The sequence below is a fragment of the Vibrio natriegens NBRC 15636 = ATCC 14048 = DSM 759 genome (assembly GCF_035621455.1).
In the GTDB taxonomy this organism is placed as follows: Bacteria; Pseudomonadota; Gammaproteobacteria; order Enterobacterales; family Vibrionaceae; genus Vibrio; species Vibrio natriegens.
Window position 1 is genome coordinate 1,366,289 of record NZ_CP141822.1, and the last position, 18,994, is coordinate 1,385,282.

Consider the following 18,994-nt stretch of genomic DNA (forward strand, 5'->3'; position numbering starts at 1 on the left):
GATTGTTTCTTTAATCTAGATGTAAGCGATGAGGGCATCCTGAGTTGGTAATGCTGTCATTGCGCCTTTTTGAGTTGTGGCTAACGCGCCGCAACCATTAGCCCATGTCACCGCGGCGTGAATAACCTCTTTATTCGCCCATTCAGTATGCTGAGCTAATTTCGCGAGTAGGCCACCTACAAACGCATCGCCAGCACCCGTCGTATCGACTGGTTTTACAGCTTGACCAGCAATCAACTCTTGCTCTCCTTCAAAGACGGTCAGTGCGCCTTTTGCACCTTGAGTGATCAAGACGAGAGTATTATTGTAAACTTTGATCGCTTCTAAGCCTTCTTCTAAGCAACTGGTATCGGTTAAGAAAAGTAGCTCATCGTCTGAAAACTTGACGATATCTGCCAGTTCTATGGCTTGGTGAACCACAGGTTTCAGTTGCTCTGGGTTCGCCCACACCTCCTCTCGAAGGTTAGGATCAAAGCTAACAAAGCCACCGGCTTGTTTAACGTCTCGCATTGCTTTTAGAGTACTGCTGCGGCTTGGTTCGTTTGCCAGAGCGATAGAACACACATGCAGCCAGTCTCCCTTTGTGAAAGAAGGAATGTCTGTAGGAAGCAAGAACTGATCAGCACTTGGTTTGACCATAAAGATAAAGCTACGCTCGCCAGAATCATCCAAATCCACAATGACAGTAGACGTCCGTTGCGCCTCGTCAAGCAACATAAAATCGGTATTGACGGATTCGTTGGTCAACGTTTCCTTCATAAAGCGACCCAAAGGATCAAGCCCCACACGGCCAAAAAATGCAGCCGTGCCGCCCAATCGTGCGATAGCAACTGCGACATTAGCAGGTGCGCCGCCAGGACATTTCAAATATGTGTCGTTGGCATCCGGAATCAAATCAACCACGGCATCACCAGTCACCCAAATCGTACTCATCATTCTTACCTTAAACTTCTTAATTTCACTGAGAGTATTTTTAGCTAAAACGATTTAGCTAATCAATGGAAATTGACTTATCAGAAGCAAAAATGATCCTGATTGTGATCTACGCCGCGAGTCGACAATGCAGCCTTGGTCCCAAGATACTAAAAGTGATGGTTTTCGACGTTTTCATCGGTATGATGACCGCCGATGTGGTGAATCCAAATAGCCAGAGCGAAACTCATCTCGGAAGGGTAAGGTGAAGAAGAAAAAACTAAAGTTAGCAGATATCGCTGAGCTCGCTGGAGTTTCAAAGTCCACCGTTAGCTTTGTGCTCAATGGTCATGCGAAGAAACATCGTATTAATGAAGAGACCGTAAAGCGTGTTCAAGCTGTGGTAGATGAGCACAATTACGCTCCGAGCTTATACGCTCGCGCTTTAAAGGCAAACCGTACCTACACGCTGGGTCTTGTTATTCCTGATTTGGCCAATATGGGTTTTGCTACGACAGCGAAGTTTTTGGAAAAGTTGGCGCGTAGCCATGGTTATCAGCTTTTAATCGCCTCTTCTGAAGACAACCCGAAACAAGAAAAAGCGGCAGTTAAAAGCCTGCTAGAAAGGCAAGTCGATTTGCTAATGGTGGCAACGGCTATGACTGAAGACACCTTCTATCGCAAAGTCACCGAGCAAACCCCCGTGTTGGTGTTCGACCGTATTTTCGACGCCACGCCGTTAACGACGATAAAAACAGATGCTTATAACGCGACCAAACAACTGGTAGAAAAACAGTGTCAGCAAGCGGAAGAATGTGCCTATTTAGGCGGACAGTTAGAGCTCTCTCCGAGTAAAGATCGATTCTCTGGTTATCAGGCGGCTTTGTTAGCCGCTGGAGTGAAGTTGGATACGGAGTTAGTGAAACACAAAGATTATCAACCCGACTCCGGTTACGCCATGATTGAGGAAATCCACCAGAATATTGGGCGTTTGCCAACTCGCATATTTGTCGCTTCGTATTCGATTCTCGAAGGTGTTTTGCGTTATATGTCTGAGCATCAGTTATTGAATGCTAATGTGAAGATAGCGACGTTCGATAACTCACCGATTTTAGATTGCTTACCGATCAACATTGATTCAATCGAACAAGATTGCGAGCTCATCGCTAAAACGTTATTTGAGCAAGCAACGGCATCTATAGGTTCACCCGATCGTAAAGCCGAGCATCTGATTCTTCCTGCGAAACTACACTATCGTTGAGCTAGCTAATCTCAGCGCTAAGAGAGCGACAACGTATAAGAGAGAAGAAGGGGCAGGGTCAAGACACTGAAAAAGTTGCCAAACAACACCATCGACGCCACTTTCATCGGTTCTATATTGAGTCTCTCTGCAAATAAATAGTTCATAACCGCAGGTGGTAACATGGTGAAAAGTACCATCATCTGCAATTGCATTGTGGGTAACGGAATAAACCAATAGATAAGCGCAAAGGCAACCGCTCCTGTGGTCAGCGATTGTACCGTACATATCACGCCAACTCGCAGACCATCCAATCGTAAGTTGCACATTTGTGCCCCGAGAGAGAGCAACATTACCGGTACTGCGGCTTGACCTAATAATGCCGTCGCTTCATAAAGCGGTGCCCAAGCGCCAATTCCTGACAAGTTAAGGCCCAGCGCGAGAGAAGCCGATAAAAAGATTGGCATTTTTATGATCTGTTTTAGTGGGTTGCCACTGCTGAGAAGCATCACCCCTAAACTAATGTGCAGACAGGCCGATACAACAAACAGTAAGACGGCAGAAGAAAGCGCCACGTCTCCGAACGTATAAGTAAATAGTGGGATAGCCAAGTTGCCACTATTGCGAAACATGTGGGGTGGTGCCCAGGCTTTGAAAGTTAATCCGGTCGCTTTACAGATCGGTATCATGACCAATCCAGGGACGAGAACCGCAACAATCGCAGCAAAAAGAAGAGGGCCTTGTTCCGCATCGAGCGGCATGCTGACCAGAGACGAAAACACCAGCGCAGGCGTAAAGACATCAATATTGATTCGATTGATTGGGCGAAAATCTGGCTTGATATGCCGACCGACTAAATAGCCGACGCCGACAAGAGCGAAGACGGGAAAAAGAATATTGATGACTTGATTAATCATGACCGCACTTTAATTAAAGGTAAAAGATGTGATTGTTTCGTTAAGTAATGAATCTAGGTTCACACTAACAACCTTTGATTAGTGAGTCATCGTAAAACAGTGAGAATCTTGGCGTTTATCAAGCTTTATAAAAGTAAAACTGCTGGTAAGTGGTCATACTTCTTATCAAGTGTTTATGTACCTAGTTACTTACAAATCAATGAAATACCGACAAGTTCTATGTCAGGTGTTTGTAAAATAGCCTATACCTGATAAATTTATTAAATGGTTTTTTATTTCAAATTTTACCAATTTATTGGTTTAATTGACTGGTTGAGTTTTGTATTTAAGAACTCTCTAAATAAAAAATGTTAAAATGTTGGTATTTAACAATAATTTATACAGCCATATTCCATTTATTCGCAAAGAAAAAAGTTGGCGAAAATCATAAGCTTGTCATACACTTCCTGATGTAACCCCGATATGTTCTTGAATTGGTAGGGTAAAACTGCTCTGGCGCTACACTAAGTAGCATTGTTTAACATAGCTTTGAGGAAAGTTTTATGGCGCTCACAAAAGCCGAACTGGCAGAAAACCTGTTTGATAAATTGGGATTTAGTAAGCGGGACGCCAAGGAAACGGTGGAAGTGTTCTTTGAAGAAATTCGCAAGGCACTAGAAAGTGGCGAACAGGTAAAACTGTCAGGTTTTGGTAATTTTGATCTTCGTGACAAGAATGAACGGCCTGGTCGTAACCCGAAAACTGGTGAAGATATTCCAATTACTGCTCGACGTGTAGTGACTTTCCGCCCGGGTCAGAAATTAAAAGCTCGCGTAGAAAATCTTAAGAAAGAACAGTAAGCTAACCAAATAGATCACGCTTAGTCGTGGTCTTTTGTCGTGCATGCATTTTCGTTTCGGCATGCAAAAGAAAACCACCGCATTGCGGTGGTTTGTTGTTTTCAGAGAAGCAATTTTTTATGCCGCTTCTAAGTGAGTTGTTAAGTATGGTTGCCACGCGTGCTGGTACAAGTTCTTAGCTTGGCTTCGCATGCTTCGAATCGCTGCCGTTTCAAATTCAGTCAGCTGGCGTTTTTCTGCCATTGCCTGACGTTCAAGCTTTTGAATTTTTTCATAAAGGTCATGCTCAGGACCATTCTTCACATCCGCAATGGCTTTCAAATGGAGCTGAACTTCTGCAATGAGGTTTGTTTTCGGTAAACGAACCAGTAAGTTCAAATCTCGGTAACCCGAAGGCCCCGGCTTTTTGAATCTGTTTTTCACTTTAACGATAGTTGTTTCGCGCTCTAGTGTTTCATAGATAGAGACCAAACTTGCCACATCTTCCGCAACTATCGTCGCACGTGCTAGATCGGTAATGCGTTCAACCTGACCATCCAGTTCGTAAGCAATTTTTTCCTCTGCACGTTGTTTGGATTTTACGCCAGCGAAGTAAGGTTGGGCGTCGTTGAGAAGGGCGGTACTTTTACAGATGGTTTCCAGTTCGAACTGAGCTTGGTGAGCTTTGGAGTAAAGAATATCAAAATCAGCGTATGGCTGGGTTGGATTTGAGTCGATAGTTTGAATGCCATATAAGCCACTTAGGCTATGTTTGAAGAGTTTTGAACAAACCTCGTTTTGACTTGTAGAACGATTCTGTTCACTCGTTGTTGGCGCAATAGGCATTGCGGCAATTGCAGGTGCACGGCTTAGTACCAAAAGCATCAATGCTGCTGTACGTAAAAATAAGCTCATTCACTCTCCTTAACTTGCTTGCACTTAGAAAATGGGGACAAAGAAGTCGCTAAGATTTGCAAATCAGGTTGTTATTAATAAATGGGGATCTTTTGAAACATTCCAAGGTTAACTCTCATGTTTACAGTGGAATTATGCGTTAGATCACTATTTATATTTTCATTATTCTGTTAATTAAACGTCAGTATCATTTCGTATATCGTGATTGCATCGTAGCATTTGAGGATTAACGAAAGATGAACGGCATAGACAAATTCGAAAAAATCATTAGTCTTACTCCACAAAACGTAATTCAGCCGATAAGTAGAAAGTAAAATGAGAGACCCAGAATTTTGGCACAATAAGTGGGCCAGCAATAAAATCGGATTCCATTTGGAAGATGTAAATCCATTACTGCCTCAGCATTGGCACCACACCAACCCTAAGCGTGAAGACACTGTGTTGGTTCCGCTTTGCGGTAAGTCTGAAGATCTTGTGTGGTTGGCGACCAAACATGATGAAGTGAATGGCGTTGAATTAAGCCAAATTGCAGTGCGAGCTTTCTTTGCAGAGCACTTTTATACTCCAACTGTTACGCCATTAAGTGGTACGCATGAGTTGTATCAGTTTGATGAGCTTTCTATTTATACCGGAGACTTTTTCACGGCACCGGTTTCTCAAGTCGATATCATTTATGACCGAGCGGCTTTGGTTGCGCTGCCACAGGAGATGAGACAAGAGTACGCCGAGCGTTTGAAACAGCTACTTAAACCGGGTGGCCGTATTCTGCTTGTGACACTCAATTACCCTCAGCAAGAAATGGCGGGACCTCCATTTAGCGTACCAGTGCATGAAATCGAACAGTTATTCTCGGGTTACAAAGTGACTTGTCTCAACGTGGACGAAGCGGATGAGAATCACCCGAAAATTGCTAAGCAAGGCTTAAGTCGTTTTTCTGAAGAAGTGTATTTGATTGAAGCTCAGTGATTTCGAACAGCGTAAGTGACTGACTACATGTACGAAAAGACAAAAAAGCGCAGCTATTCAATAGCTGCGCTTTTTGTTAATAAAAGATGGCTTAGTAAACGATGTTTACCTTCGATGCATTTGCTACCGCATCTTGAACGGACTCTTCTGTACTATTTCGACGAGTAAGAACAACACCTAAGCGGCGGCGACCGTCGATTTCTGGCTTACCAAATAGGCGAACTTGAGTCTGTGGTTGTGCCAGGGCTTCAGCCACATTGTCAAAACGAATGTTTGTTGACGTACCTTGACCAAGAATCACCGCTGATGCAGAAGGACCATATTGAACGATTTGGTTGATCGGCATACCAGTAAACGCGCGCACGTGCAGTGCAAACTCAGACATTTCTTGAGAAATCAGCGTAACCATACCTGTGTCATGTGGACGAGGAGAAACTTCGTTGAAGATGACTTTATCGCCCTTCACAAACAACTCAACACCAAAAATTCCGTAGCCGCCAAGAGCATTCACTACTTTTTCCGCAGTGTATTCCGCTGCTTTGATGGCTTCTTCTGACATCGCTTGAGGCTGCCAAGACTCACGGTAGTCACCATCTTCTTGACGGTGACCGATTGGTGCGCAGAAGTGTACGCCGTCAACCGCACGTACGGTTAGTAGGGTGATCTCGTAATCAAAGTCAATGAAGCCTTCAACAATGACACGACCAGCACCAGTGCGGCCACCTTCTTGAGCGTAGTTCCATGCTTTTTCAATATCAGCTTCTGATTTAATGACACTCTGGCCTTTACCAGATGAGCTCATCACTGGCTTAACTACACAAGGGATACCAACAAATTCAACTGCGGCTTTGAAATCGTTGTAGTTGTCTGCAAATCGGTAAGGGGAGGTAGTAAGCTCAAGCTCTTCAGCAGCTAAACGACGAATACCTTCACGGTTCATTGTAAGCTTAGTCGCCTTTGCCGTTGGAACGACATTCAGACCTTTTTCTTCTAACTCAACCAGTTTATCGGTCGCGATAGCTTCAATTTCAGGAACAACATAAGCAGGTTGCTCTTTATTGATGATTTCTTCTAACGCTTGACCATCCAACATATCAAGCACGTAGCTGCGGTGAGCGACTTGCATCGCCGGTGCATCCGCATAACGGTCACACGCGATGACTTCCAGACCTAGTCGTTGGCATTCAATCGCGACTTCTTTACCAAGCTCGCCAGAGCCTAAAAGTAATACACGAGTAGCGTTTGCGCTGGTTGCAGTACCGAACATATCGTTCCCTTACAAAATAAAGTGATGAGACAGAATTTGCAGGGGATCATACTGAATTTTTATCGTAAAGCAAACGTTTGCGTATGGTTTTTTGCTAATAAAAAAGCTCTACATCATGTAGAGCTTTCATCGACATCATTATGTAAATTACACGTTAACGAAACTTAGTGGAATGTCGGGATTCAACGCTTCTAACGTTGATTGCGTATCAGCAAGATGACTGATCTTACCTTCTGAATTTTCCACTAAAGCGGCCGCTTTGATGTTATCAAAGGCTTCACCCGCCAGTAGTACCTGAATCAAAGCAACTTGAAGAGGAGGAAGGCTCGGGTTAAACGCCGCGTTCTCTGCGTAAGCGCCTTGGAAAACGCGACCATCAGCAAGCTCTAACGCCAGTCCACTCAGGTTATTGGTGTAAGGAGCATGGCTCATGTTCATCGCATCGACGGCTTTTTGAATCAACGCATCGTTCTCATCACATTCGAACTGATGCTTAACTTCTGCCATTAAGCCAGATTTGATACCCAAATCGGCTGGGCCAAATGCTTCAGGCAGATATTCATGTAACGATTTTTCTTCACGCTCTGGCAATTGGACTTTTAACTCTTTCGCTGTAGACAGCTCGTTCATGAACTGACGACAGTGGCCACAAGGGCTAAAGTTAATCGTGATGTCTTTAACACCGCGTTCACCCTTCATCCAGGCGTGGCTGATTGCAGATTGTTCTGCGTGAACTGTTTGACCAAGTTGAACGCCAAGGAACTCCATGTTTGCGCCGAAGTAGAGACGGCCAGAAAGCCCGCGAACAATGGCACCAACATAAAACTCAGAAATAGGCGCGTAAGAATAAGCAGCGGCAAAAGGAAGCAGAGCAACACGCAGCTCTTTGTCAGATAGAGCGGTAGCAGACAGTAACTGCTCAAACTGCTGTGCTGAAAGAGTAGCATCAAAATCGTCGGCTAAAACGATAGGAGCAAGTTGGTTTGAAAGTGCTTCAGGTGCGCTTGCTAGCGCTTGTTCAATGCGACTTTTCATGTTGAATCCTTGTTATTGCATGGACAGTTATTCTATGCAAAGTGGGAAAATGTTCTGTGCTTTAGATCACGCAAAGTAATGCAATTAAAATTCACGTTACATAATTAGAGTGAAGTCACACATGTATTCGATTGCACAGGCGCTGAATGTTACGTCGATCTCTTAACTATATTAACTCATACACATATCGCCAAGTAATGAGGCTTTGATCGTCGCTCTATTACATGTCCAAGAGGTAAGGTTGCGAACGGATTTCAATCTTCAGAGGGAGACTTGGAGAGAGTTGGGGAAGACCTGCCCAGATGATAGGCAGGCCGAAAACTTGATTCTTATTGATATAACCAGACAGCCAGAGCGAAAAAGCTCGGAGCCAGAACCGACGTAATAATGCCGCAAAGCACTAACGCCAAAGACGAGAACGCCGCGTCTGCGGGTTGTTTCTCAACACACGTCGCAGTACCCAGTGCGTGGGACACCGTACCCATGGTTAAACCTCGGGCAATAGGATGCTTGATCCCAATAAGGTTGTAGATAGGGTAAGCCACAATCGCACCCAACAAGCCAACCAGAAGAACCAAAATCGCCGCAACTGCCGCTTCACCACCAAGGTGGCTGGAGATTTCCATCGCAATAGGGGTAGTCACTGATTTACCAACCAAGCTCGCGATCAAACTTAACTCGGTGTGAAAAGCGACGGCGATGAGAGTTGCCGTCATCATCGACATAACACTGCCCAGAACACAAGCGAAGGTAATGATGCGCCAGTTTGCTCTGATCTGAGGAAGCTGTTCATATAACGGGTAAGCTAGCGCCACAACGGCTGGTTGTAGCAGGAAACTAAACACTTCGTTGTCGGCGTAGTAAGTGTCAAACGGCACGTTCAAGTAGGTCAACAACGGAATAATGACCGCAATACAAATAAGCAGTGGGTTAACAATTGGGTGGTTCGCTTTAATCGCAATCTGACGTGCAACAAGGAAAACGACAATAGTGAGTAAAATCCACATATTAGTGTTTCTCCTTTAGCAGATAATCCAGCAGCCATGCGAGACTCACCAGCACAATCAATGTGCCGCCGACCGCACTTGCAAGAATGGGTAGTGCGTTGGCGAAAAGCATGTCGAAATGATCCATCAGGCCAACACTAACCGGAACGAACAATAAGATCATGTAGCGAATAAACAGAGTTGCGCCAGTTTTCACCCACTCAACTTTGACAAGTCCGGTTGCCATAGAAAGGAATAACAGGATCATGCCGATAACACTGCCTGGGACGGAAGTGTCAGTAAATCTTTGAATAGTAACTCCGATCCCAAGTGCTCCCATGATGAGAAAGAGGGAAACGAGCAATTGGGTCAGTTGTAATAATCGGTCTTTTATCATTTGGGCAGCATATAAAAACGACAAGTGCACCTGACGGTGCCCTTGATTAAGTAAGAAATTAAGAGGCTAGGCTCTCTACGTAACGATAAACGGATTTTAATAGTGCTATTTTCTTTTCGTCACTTTCATGTTCGTGAACTAAGTTTTCTAAATTCAGCATATACTCTTCGATTTGGCTTTCAAACACTTCACGGCAGTGCTGTGCCCAACGTCTTTGTTCCTGTTCGTCTAACGTGCCAGGGAAGTTTCGAGCACGGTAACGGAACAACAGTGGTTTAATGCGCTTGTCATCGAACTCAATATCCAGAGCGGCCAGATTATTCGGGTCGGTCTCGCGAATAATATCCATCGCTGCGCGATCCGCCGGAGAGAAGAAGCCATCGTACAGTTGAGTATCCACATCATCACTTTTTTCAAATGTGCGCTCAACAGAAAACAGGCTGATCAGCTTTTCTCGAATCTCTGGGTGCTGACGCAACAGAGCCAGATTGTTCAAGCATTGTTGACGGTCAATGCCGATAGACTCCGCGTTTTCAGCCGTCAGTGTTTTCGCTGGTGCCAGAATAGGGCACTTATTCAAGTGAACAAGTTTAACTGGCACAGGCAGCAAATCACCGAGATCTTCTCGCTTGGTGTACAACCTTTCGTGCAGCTCTTCCGCAGACAGCTCTAGGATAGGTTGCGGATCTTTGGCTAAATCAATCGTGATAACCGCGTTGTTGTTCGTCGGATGCCATGCAACAGGCACAATCCAGCTTGTGTACTGACACTCGCGTCCTAACATGCCAGAAACGTGCATCAGAGGCGTCATATTAACGATATCAACCAATTCATTCAGCTTACGCTTTTGACGCATGGAGAAGAAGTAATCGAACAACTTAGGCTGAGCGGCTTTAACTTTCTTCGCCATCTCGATCGTTGCGATAACGTCAGCCATGGCATCGTGTGCATTGCTGTGTTCAATACCGTTGGCAACAGACAAATGCTCAAGTTTGAAGCTAGGAAAGCCTTCTTCATTTTCTGGCCATTCAACGCCTTCTGGTCGAAGGGCATGACAAGCGCGCAGCACATCAAGTAAATCCCAGCGCGAATTGCCGTTCTGCCAACTCCACGCATACGGGTCAATAAAGTTGCGGTAACAGGTGTAACGCGTCACTTCATCATCAAAACGAATACTGTTGTAACCCAAACTGGTGGTATTGGGTTTGGATAACTCGGCATGAATTTTAGCAATGAACTCAGGCTCAGGCAGACCTTCCTGCACCGCCTTTTGTGGGATAATCCCAGTAATTAAAGCAGCTTCAGGAGAAGGAAGGTAATCAGCAGGTGGCTGGCAATACATAACTAAAGGCTCGCCGATGATATTGAAATTTTCATCTGTGCGAACACCAGCAAATTGACTCGGACGATCTTTTGCAGGGTTTGTTCCCCAAGTTTCGTAGTCAAAGAAGAAAAAAGTGGGCTGATTATCTTGGTGCATTCTGCTTACCGTTTACGGAACCGATAAGAGTATTAGACCATTCAATGCCTTAACTCGCAACGAAAGATGCAAGGTAAAGTTGTGAATATGAAAAAGCCGATAAGTGTCCATCGGCTTGATTTTTCCGCAACTATTGTGAGCCCAATTTGAAAGGTTACGCGATAACTTAATCTTACCTCAGTGGCGAGCCCACGACTTCCGCCGCAGTATTTCTACCACATGTTCAGAACTCGGCACTATGTCACACGTAACCGAAAAAATGCTCGGGCATGAGCTAGTATACATATAGCTAAACAATTAGTTGCATTGATCACTAACTCACCGGTAATGCTTTGAAGCTCATAATGAAAGGCGGCATGATAAAGAAAGCAACCGCGTATTTAAGCCGCTGAATAAGAGTTAACTTTTAAGGGAAACATTAGTTATCTCGAAAAGCTGCATTACTCATTAATTTAAACTGATCGCATATCACTATAAGGAGCATAGTTATGTCTGTGGAAAATGAAAAACAAGAAGTTACAGTTGTGGATATAAAAATGCCATTTATGTCGATGGTTGTTTTTATGGTTAAACTTGCGATTGCCTCGATCCCTGCAGCTATAATTCTGAGCCTAATTTTTGGTATTTTAATGGGGTTGTTTGGTAGCGTGTTCCATGGAATGGGGCGGTATTAAAAGCTAACATATTGTTCAAGGTGATTCGCAACGCATGGCACTTTTACTATGCGCTGGTTTATATGTTTTAAGTGGCTTTGAGCAGTTTCGGCATTGCGTTGATCACACTTTAACTTTGCGTTAGGCATTGATTAACAAAGGAGAGATCATATCAACTACTTAATTTCGCTGTTGTTTATTGCGGTCGCTTTTGCTCATCAGTTTTGGGATAAAGTAACAATTGATTCGTATACAATTATTTTGTTGGTTTTAGCTGTTATTCCCTGGCTGTTTCCATACCTTAAGTCGTTTGAGTTGCCTGGTGGTATCAAGGTTGAGATAAAAGATGCACTGGAGAAAGTTGAGGCTATTGAAGGTGAACTCGAATCTAGTTCCACTTTAAACTATGAAGGCATCGATAGTTCTATGGCTTTTGTGGCTTTGCGTGTCGAAATAGAGAAAACTATTAGGAAATACCAAGGCGATTTAGGTCGAAAAAACCATTCCTTGTCTATCCGTTTACAGATATTGGCAAATGATGGAGTTATAAGTAAAGCATTGGCGAATGCTTTATTAGAAATTGTTAAATTAGGAAATGCAGCAGCACATGGTCAAGTTATTGATTCAGAGGAAGCCGAACTAATATTAATGAAGGCTGGTGCATTGGTTGATAAATTAGATATTTCATTAGCAAATACCTAACAAAGTGCTCAAATCGACTGCAAAGGTACAGTGGATTAGCTTTAGTGGTAACGCTGCCTACGTTTTATGCCAGCGCGCCCAAATAATTTAGTGCAAACAAGCACCCAAAACCCCAGCCTTAAACCCGCCTTCATGCTCAATCCAATCCATCACCGCTGCTCGAATCCAACGCAGCGGTGATTTGCTAATTGGCTCTGGGAAGTTGCGGTTCTTGGTTAATGTAATTTTGGTTATACGCTTCCTGTTGCTAACAAATTAGTCTCATATATCACTAACTCGCTGATTTTACTTTGAAGCTCTGAATGAAAGGCGGCATGATAATTAAAAAAGGATGGTTAGGAGCCGCCTTATAAGCGTTTGGCAAAAGGAACAAAAATGAGCATCAAGCAATCAGTTTTAGTGCTACTTATAGGAACAACGTTAGTCGGTTGTAATAATAATAGTGATAAAGAAGAAACTTCAAATGAGAGTGGTGCCGAGCAAATCAAGGTAAAGATAACATTTGAGGAGTTTCAGGCTCAGGTCCTATCTACTATCCCCGATACAGGGTTGTACGTAGATTGTGGTGTTTCTCAAATAGATCAAGATGTAGACGAAGTTCAAAAGTGTATTGAATCATCGTTTTATGATGCTAAACCGTTTTATGGTTTTGACAAATTTGTGGGTGTTGACACTTTGCTGGGAGCAGCTTCAATCTTGAACGAGAATGGTACAGTTACAAATTGGTATTACGATAAACACTGTTTATTCGGCGCAGCAGAATGCAATAGCTTTGTTGAGTCAGTTACTTGTGAAAATCCAGCACTGCGATCAATAGATGAAATTCAAGAGAAAGAACTTATGATGCAGTTCAGAGATAGGTTTTTTGAATGTAGTAATAGTAGTCAGTAATTTGCCCAACAAAGAGTTAAATGGGACTTGGCTCGCGCAGCATCAGTCCTTTTACATAGATATATTTACTAAACATCCAGCCAGTTTAGTAATGGAGAATTGAGTGTGAAACAAAATAAATACGACGATCCGGCTTTATTCGAAGCTTACGCCAAGATGCCGCGTTCAACTGATGGTCTAAAATCCGCAGGTGAGTGGGAAGTATTTCGTTCCAACTTACCTAAATTGTCGGGGAAGAAAGTACTGGATTTAGGTTGTGGCTACGGATGGCACTGCCAGTATGCCGTTGACCAAGGCGCTGAAGCTGTCGTAGGTATAGACTTATCAGAAAAGATGCTAGAGAAAGCTCGCGAGTTAACAGATAAAGGCAATGTTACTTTTGAGCGATGTGCGATAGAAGATTTTGACGCAGAAGACGAATCCTTTGACGTTATATTTAGCTCCCTTGCTTTACATTATGTTGAAGATCTTCGCTCGGTTTTTCAAAAAGCATTCAAGTTATTAAAGTCCAAAGGTGTTATCTGTTATTCCGTCGAGCATCCAATTTTTACTTCAAATAGTTCTCAAGATTGGTATTACGAAAAAAGTAAAATTCAACACTGGCCTTTGGATAATTACTTTCATGAAGGGGAAAGAAAAACAGAGTTTTTAGGCAGTGAAGTCATTAAATATCATCGCACAATAGAAACTCATATATCTACTCTGCTGTCCGAAGGATTTGAAATACGATCGGTATTGGAGCCTAAACCATCGGAAGAAATGGTGGAAAAAATGGGGTGGCATGATGAGCTGAGAAGGCCAATGATGTTAATAATAACAGCCGTTAAAAAATAGCCACCTAACAAGTGATTTACTCGCTCTTCTTTAAGAGGTCTTACTCATCTAATTTGTCTTATGGATCGCTAAATTACTGATTATTATTTCAATATTCGAATGAAAATCGGCATGATAGCGGAAGGAAAGGACTCTCAGCCAATTTACAACCGGTCTGTGCTGGAACATAAAAACAGGGAAGGTTGATGAAGAGAATAAACGTCGTTGGGACGAGTGGGAGTGGTAAGAGTACATTTGTGCGAACCTCAAACCCTCGAGAAGCGCAGGCGTATATCAATGGCTTTCACACCTAACTAGTGGGATTCGAAATCAATCAACTGCTCAGTTTGTAATTAATAATGGAGTAACTGTGTTTCACGTCATCTACCGTTTAGTCGCAAGTCGCGACTCGTTTCTGACTATCTTGCTGCCTTCAATTTTGTATTTTTTGGCTTATCAGTACGTTGGTTTAATGTCGGCAGTGGTAGTCACTTCACTATATGGTCTGCTAACCCTCTTGTTTCGCAAAGAGTTAGGCATGATTGCGTTAGCCTTTGCCTTGTCCGGCTTTGTTGAGTTAACCATCGCAGCTTTCGTTCCTAGGGAGATTCTGGTTGAAGCTGTTGTGCTTAAACTCGCCATGGGTTCGCTCAGCACTGCCAGTGTATTTTTAGTCTTTTCGTTGTTTAAAAAGCCTATTCCTATGCTGGTCGCGGAAATAACCACGCCAACCTTAAAGGGAAGTCGGGAATCAACGGGCATTCCAAGTTTGATGACGTGGCAAAGGGTCAACGGGATTTGGGTATTTAGCTATCTGTGTAAGAGCGTTTTTCTGCTAAGTGTTGACTCGGTTTCTGAATCCGAATTGGTGGGCTACACATTGGCGCTGGGTTGGCCCTTACATGTAGGTTTAATCGTGGTGTCAGTATGGGTTGTCAACAACAGCTATAAACAAGCATGCCACAAACGGGCTGCTAATAAGTCGTGATGAGGGATTCCCAACACTTGGCAAGTTTGCTCTAATTGAGTTTGAAATTTGACTGCATAACAGGTTAGGCGAGTGGTTTATATTACGCCCTATATCCGCGGTGTTCCGAGTCATGGAGCGACGGCTATTTTGGGTATGAACTCTATTTCACTAATCTGAAATAAAGGGTATATAAGCATCGAGGGAAAGATGATTTCAATTGAAAAATATAGTGATAAATGGAAATCACAAATAGAGTTCCTGAGTGTGAAGCAGGAACAGGCAGAGTTTACGGTGAGCAATGTTGATGACGTTATTCCCACTTTGCAGCAACACGAACATCCTTTTTTAATCATCGAAAACGAAAAAGTGGTTGGCTTCTTTCTTCTGGATTTATCGTATTCAGAAACGTATAACTTCGGCAATAGGAAAGCGCTGGGGATACGCTCTCTTTTAATTGACCAGCGATCTCAAGGAAAGGGTATTGCAACCCAAGCAATCAAGTTATTGCCGGATTACGTTCGCTCAAATTATCCTGATTTTCAGGTTCTCCAACTAACGGTAAATTGTCGTAATAAAGCCGCTTATCAGTGCTATTCCAAATGTGGCTTTGAAGATACCGGAAAATTGTATTTGGGCGGTCCAGCTGGCCCGCAACATATAATGCAGAGAGAGATTGTCTAGCAATGGATTCAACAAGGGCTATTAACGCTGATGGATTGTAGTCGTTGAGATCGTTTGTTTAGGTTTGGTGCTATTGCACGCTTTGTATCTGAATAGCTTATGGGAGCATTACACAGCTCGAAAATATGCAAAAGCCGATGGCGAACCATCGGCTTGAGTTTTGCGCTGAACGGTTTTCATTGCAGCTAGCGGATTACGCTTTTGCCTCTTCTGGCTTTGCGTCCGCTTCAGTATGAGTTGATTTCAACAAGCGGCTTGTGATGGTACCTGCCGTCATTGAACCTGAAACGTTAAGTGCAGTACGCGCCATATCGATGAGTGGTTCGATAGAGATAAGCAGTGCAGCGATAGTCACTGGCAAGCCCATAGCAGGAAGCACGATTAGCGCAGCAAAGGTTGCGCCGCCGCCAACGCCCGCGATACCGAACGAGCTGATCGTGATAATCGCAATCAGTGACAGGATAAAGTTGAACTCTAGTGGGTTAATACCCATTGTTGGCGCAACCATCACAGCAAGCATTGCTGGGTAAATACCTGCACAACCATTTTGACCAATCGTTGCACCAAATGATGCTGAAAGGTTAGCAATCGCTGGTGGCACGTTTAACTTAGTGATTTGCGCTTCTACGTTCAGAGGGATCGTTGCCGCTGAGCTACGTGAAGTAAAGGCAAACGTCAGTACCGGCCAAATTTTCTTGAAGTATTCTGCTGGGCTAACACCAACAAAAGAAACAAGGATACCGTGTACAACAAACATCAATGCAATCGCAACGTATGAAGCAACGATAAAGCCAAGCAGATTCAGAATGTCTGCTGCACTTGATGTCGCAACCACTTTGGTCATCAATGCTGCGATGCCGTATGGTGTTAGCGCCATGATCATCTTAACTAAGCGCATTACGATAGACTGAGCCGCTTCAACGAATGTGCGAATTGGTGATTCCAATTCTGCTTTTTCCGCCATGACTTTACGTGCAGCAATACCCGTTAGAACACCGAAGATAACAACCGCGATAATAGACGTTGAACGTGCGCCTGTTAGGTCTGCAAATGGGTTAGTTGGAATAAAGCTAACCAGCATTTGTGGAATGGTTAGATCGCTTACCGAGCCAGCACGGCTTTCCAATACCGCAATACGAGCCGTCTCGCGAGCACCTTCCGTCAAGCCTTCTGCCGACAGGCCAAACGTAGACGTAACGAAAATACCAATTAATGCTGAGATCGCTGTGGTGATAAGCAGGACTGAAATTGTCAGACCAGAAATCTTACCCAGTGAGCCGCCTTTTTCCAGCTTCACAACCGCTGAGATCATCGATACCAACACTAGTGGCATGATCACCATTTTCAGCAGGCCAACATAGCCACTACCAACGATAGCAACCCAAGAAAGGGTTTCAGAAATGACGTTGCTGCCTTCACCGTGGATCAGTTGAAGGGCAAGGCCAAAAAGGGAACCAGTGACAAGACCAATTAAAACGAGACGAGAAAGTGTGTTTTGTTTTTGTTGCTGGTTAAAAAGAAAGAATAATATGCCAACAAAGACTGCAAGTGAGGCAATTACTGCAAAATTCATACTCTTACCTTAGTACTCAGTCAATATGCTGAGGGTTGTATACGAGGTGATAAAGGGGGCAGTAAGATAGCTTTCAATATATAACTTTTAAAATGATTAACGGGTATTAGATATATCAAAATGGAATATGTTTTGACGTAAGTGACCCGTTAGACCGTCACTCAGTACGTATTGAGCATAGTTGTGGCTACTCGTAGTGTCGCAATAAATCGAGCATTTCTTTGCGTTGCAGATAAATTATTGAGTCTTCTTGATAGCTGAAAATCTGATAAATCATAGCCTTGGCGACCACTTCCGCATCGATTGGAATAAAGTTAGAGAGTTTCCCCAACATGAACGGACGAATCACTCGGAAAATCCATTGAACGATTTTCTCGTCATTTCTTGGATTTGTACGCTGACCAACAAGCGGACCCGGACGAACGAAGACCACTTCTTCAAATCCCATTTCTTCTATGTTGGCTTCCATTTGACCTTTGCAAGCCAGGTAATGCGAAGGGGATTCACTGTTCGCACCAAGGCTAGAAACCACTGCGACTCGCTTCACGCCAATCATTTTCATTTGCCTGGCAACGTTTGTCACAAGGTCAACATCAACCTTGCGCAAGTTCTCTTTACTGCCAGCTTGCTTGAGCGTCGTTCCTAAACAGATAAAGCCGATTTCTGGCGTCAGGTGTTGCTCTTCCCAATTCAGGATAGAAAGATCAGCGTCTATCATCGGAACGATTTTTTGCTCAGGGTCTGAGATATCGGTAAGAGGGCGTCTGGAAAGTGAATATAATGTGTGGATACCCGGTTGGGACACCAATTGAGTAATCACTTTGCTGCCAACTAAGCCAGAGGCTCCAGCAATGATCACACAGGTATTATTACTCATGCCTCTTCTCCTCTATGGCAGCAGCGTGAGTTAATAGTAGCCGATTTCAATGACTTATACCCAGCTTTTACGTGGCTTGAGTGTAACAACACACATCGTTTTTGAAATAAGTTGGTTGCTTGTAAACACGGCATCACGGCTTTACCGAGCGAATCGACATTATTTGGCGAAAAGTATTCGTATTTAGGAGAAAGTAGGTGAATTACCTTTAGAGAAAGGTACACTGTTTCTCTTTATCGTTTGAATTTGCGATATTATTTCGGCACACGCGAATCAAGGAAGAAAAATGAATGTAGACGTAAGCACACTTGCTCCGACGCAGGTGTATCACCTAATGACTCAGACGGTCATTCCTCGCCCGATTGCTTGGGTGTTAACGGACTCTGGTGAAGAGAATTTCAACCTGGCTCCATTTTCATATTTCACCGCCGTTTCCAGCCGTCCTCCCTTGCTAATGCTATCTGTTGGTAAAAAGCCAACTGGCGAGGTTAAGGATACAACTCGCAATGTATTAGAGACAGGAAAGCTGGTCATTCACATCGCTTCGAGCGCACTGGCGCAAAAGGTTACGGATTCTTCTGCTGGTTTAGATCACGGACAGTCAGAATTAGCGCTGACAAATCTGGAAACGGTTGAATTCGGTGGCTTTGAACTTCCTAGATTAAAAGACGCACCGATTGCGTTCGGTTGTAAATTGCATGAAGTCATTGAGATGGGTGAAACCCCTCAAAGCTTAATTTTTGCCGAAATAGAACACATTTATGTCGATGAGAAAGTGATAACTACTCAAGGCGACAGATTAAAAGTGGATGCTTTAGCCGTTGATCCTCTCTCTCGTTTAGGCGGAAGTGAATACGCCACGCTAGAGAAGACTTTCTCAATTGCTCGTCCCCAATAAATA

At 43.7% G+C, this 18,994-nt stretch carries 20 protein-coding genes; 10 read left to right on the plus strand and 10 right to left on the minus strand.

Features of this window, described 5'->3' with window-relative positions; translation table 11 throughout:
* Positions 1 to 15 precede the first annotated feature (15 nt).
* A complete protein-coding gene (locus VER99_RS06215; protein ID WP_020333035.1) occupies positions 16 to 933 on the minus strand; it encodes an aminoimidazole riboside kinase in 918 nt (305 codons plus the stop codon).
* A gap of 244 nt (positions 934 to 1,177) precedes the next feature.
* Here VER99_RS06215 and VER99_RS06220 point away from each other — a divergent pair, with 244 nt between their 5' ends.
* On the plus strand, positions 1,178 to 2,173 hold the full coding sequence (locus tag VER99_RS06220; protein WP_020333037.1) for a LacI family DNA-binding transcriptional regulator: 996 nt from the start codon (positions 1,178 to 1,180) through the stop codon (positions 2,171 to 2,173).
* A gap of 17 nt (positions 2,174 to 2,190) precedes the next feature.
* On the opposite strand, the gene VER99_RS06225 is transcribed toward VER99_RS06220, so the two are convergent.
* Positions 2,191 to 3,069, minus strand: a complete 879-nt coding sequence (locus VER99_RS06225) for an AEC family transporter (protein ID WP_020333039.1) — start codon at positions 3,067 to 3,069, stop codon at positions 2,191 to 2,193.
* A 542-nt stretch (positions 3,070 to 3,611) separates the two neighbouring features.
* Between VER99_RS06225 and ihfA the strand changes: the two genes are divergently transcribed.
* The gene (gene ihfA, locus VER99_RS06230) at positions 3,612 to 3,908 is read left to right on the plus strand and encodes an integration host factor subunit alpha (RefSeq protein WP_005462650.1); all 297 of its coding nucleotides are present in this window, start codon (positions 3,612 to 3,614) and stop codon (positions 3,906 to 3,908) included.
* 117 nt (positions 3,909 to 4,025) lie between these two features.
* On the opposite strand, the gene VER99_RS06235 is transcribed toward ihfA, so the two are convergent.
* Positions 4,026 to 4,802, minus strand: a complete 777-nt coding sequence (locus VER99_RS06235) for a nucleotidyltransferase family protein (protein ID WP_020333040.1) — start codon at positions 4,800 to 4,802, stop codon at positions 4,026 to 4,028.
* Between the two features lie 315 nt (positions 4,803 to 5,117).
* On the opposite strand from VER99_RS06235, the gene VER99_RS06240 reads away from it, so the two are divergent.
* Positions 5,118 to 5,768 carry a thiopurine S-methyltransferase gene (locus VER99_RS06240; protein ID WP_020333041.1) on the plus strand — a complete coding sequence of 217 codons (651 nt, stop codon included), beginning with the start codon at positions 5,118 to 5,120 and terminating at the stop codon, positions 5,766 to 5,768.
* A gap of 91 nt (positions 5,769 to 5,859) precedes the next feature.
* Here the strand turns inward: VER99_RS06240 and purT are convergent, their stop codons facing one another.
* From purT to sbcB, 5 genes are all read right to left on the minus strand, one after another.
* Positions 5,860 to 7,035, minus strand: a complete 1,176-nt coding sequence (purT, locus tag VER99_RS06245) for a formate-dependent phosphoribosylglycinamide formyltransferase (protein WP_020333042.1) — start codon at positions 7,033 to 7,035, stop codon at positions 5,860 to 5,862.
* A 147-nt stretch (positions 7,036 to 7,182) separates the two neighbouring features.
* Complete coding sequence (gene cdd / locus VER99_RS06250; RefSeq protein WP_020333043.1) at positions 7,183 to 8,070, minus strand: cytidine deaminase; 888 nt, start codon at positions 8,068 to 8,070, stop codon at positions 7,183 to 7,185.
* A gap of 329 nt (positions 8,071 to 8,399) precedes the next feature.
* On the minus strand, positions 8,400 to 9,077 hold the full coding sequence (locus tag VER99_RS06255) for an LrgB family protein (protein ID WP_014231625.1): 678 nt from the start codon (positions 9,075 to 9,077) through the stop codon (positions 8,400 to 8,402).
* A 1-nt stretch (position 9,078) separates the two neighbouring features.
* A complete protein-coding gene (locus tag VER99_RS06260) occupies positions 9,079 to 9,453 on the minus strand; it encodes a CidA/LrgA family protein (protein ID WP_020333045.1) in 375 nt (124 codons plus the stop codon).
* A 58-nt stretch (positions 9,454 to 9,511) separates the two neighbouring features.
* Entirely contained in the window at positions 9,512 to 10,933 is a 1,422-nt protein-coding gene (gene sbcB, locus VER99_RS06265; protein ID WP_324707812.1) for an exodeoxyribonuclease I, read from the minus strand.
* Between the two features lie 488 nt (positions 10,934 to 11,421).
* On the opposite strand from sbcB, the gene VER99_RS06270 reads away from it, so the two are divergent.
* The 6 genes from VER99_RS06270 to VER99_RS06295 all read left to right on the plus strand — a co-directional run bounded on the left by VER99_RS06270 (position 11,422) and on the right by VER99_RS06295 (position 15,643).
* Positions 11,422 to 11,607 (plus strand): hypothetical protein, encoded by a 186-nt coding sequence (locus VER99_RS06270; protein ID WP_020333097.1) that lies wholly within the window; start codon positions 11,422 to 11,424, stop codon positions 11,605 to 11,607.
* A gap of 171 nt (positions 11,608 to 11,778) precedes the next feature.
* Entirely contained in the window at positions 11,779 to 12,288 is a 510-nt protein-coding gene (locus VER99_RS06275; protein WP_020333098.1) for a DUF4145 domain-containing protein, read from the plus strand.
* Positions 12,289 to 12,663: 375 nt separating this feature from the next.
* On the plus strand, positions 12,664 to 13,179 hold the full coding sequence (locus tag VER99_RS06280) for a hypothetical protein (RefSeq protein WP_020333099.1): 516 nt from the start codon (positions 12,664 to 12,666) through the stop codon (positions 13,177 to 13,179).
* Between the two features lie 105 nt (positions 13,180 to 13,284).
* Positions 13,285 to 14,013, plus strand: coding sequence for a class I SAM-dependent methyltransferase (locus tag VER99_RS06285; protein WP_020333100.1), 729 nt, complete (start codon positions 13,285 to 13,287; stop codon positions 14,011 to 14,013).
* Between the two features lie 349 nt (positions 14,014 to 14,362).
* On the plus strand, positions 14,363 to 14,980 hold the full coding sequence (locus VER99_RS06290) for a hypothetical protein (RefSeq protein ID WP_020333101.1): 618 nt from the start codon (positions 14,363 to 14,365) through the stop codon (positions 14,978 to 14,980).
* A gap of 189 nt (positions 14,981 to 15,169) precedes the next feature.
* On the plus strand, positions 15,170 to 15,643 hold the full coding sequence (locus VER99_RS06295) for a GNAT family N-acetyltransferase (protein ID WP_020333102.1): 474 nt from the start codon (positions 15,170 to 15,172) through the stop codon (positions 15,641 to 15,643).
* 193 nt (positions 15,644 to 15,836) lie between these two features.
* Here VER99_RS06295 and VER99_RS06300 read toward each other — a convergent pair whose 3' ends face one another.
* Complete coding sequence (locus tag VER99_RS06300) at positions 15,837 to 17,216, minus strand: L-cystine transporter (RefSeq protein ID WP_020333103.1); 1,380 nt, start codon at positions 17,214 to 17,216, stop codon at positions 15,837 to 15,839.
* 187 nt (positions 17,217 to 17,403) lie between these two features.
* The gene (locus VER99_RS06305; RefSeq protein ID WP_020333104.1) at positions 17,404 to 18,093 is read right to left on the minus strand and encodes an NAD(P)H-binding protein; all 690 of its coding nucleotides are present in this window, start codon (positions 18,091 to 18,093) and stop codon (positions 17,404 to 17,406) included.
* Between the two features lie 286 nt (positions 18,094 to 18,379).
* Between VER99_RS06305 and VER99_RS06310 the strand changes: the two genes are divergently transcribed.
* Positions 18,380 to 18,991, plus strand: a complete 612-nt coding sequence (locus VER99_RS06310; RefSeq protein WP_014231639.1) for a flavin reductase family protein — start codon at positions 18,380 to 18,382, stop codon at positions 18,989 to 18,991.
* The last annotated feature ends 3 nt before the right edge of the window (positions 18,992 to 18,994 follow it).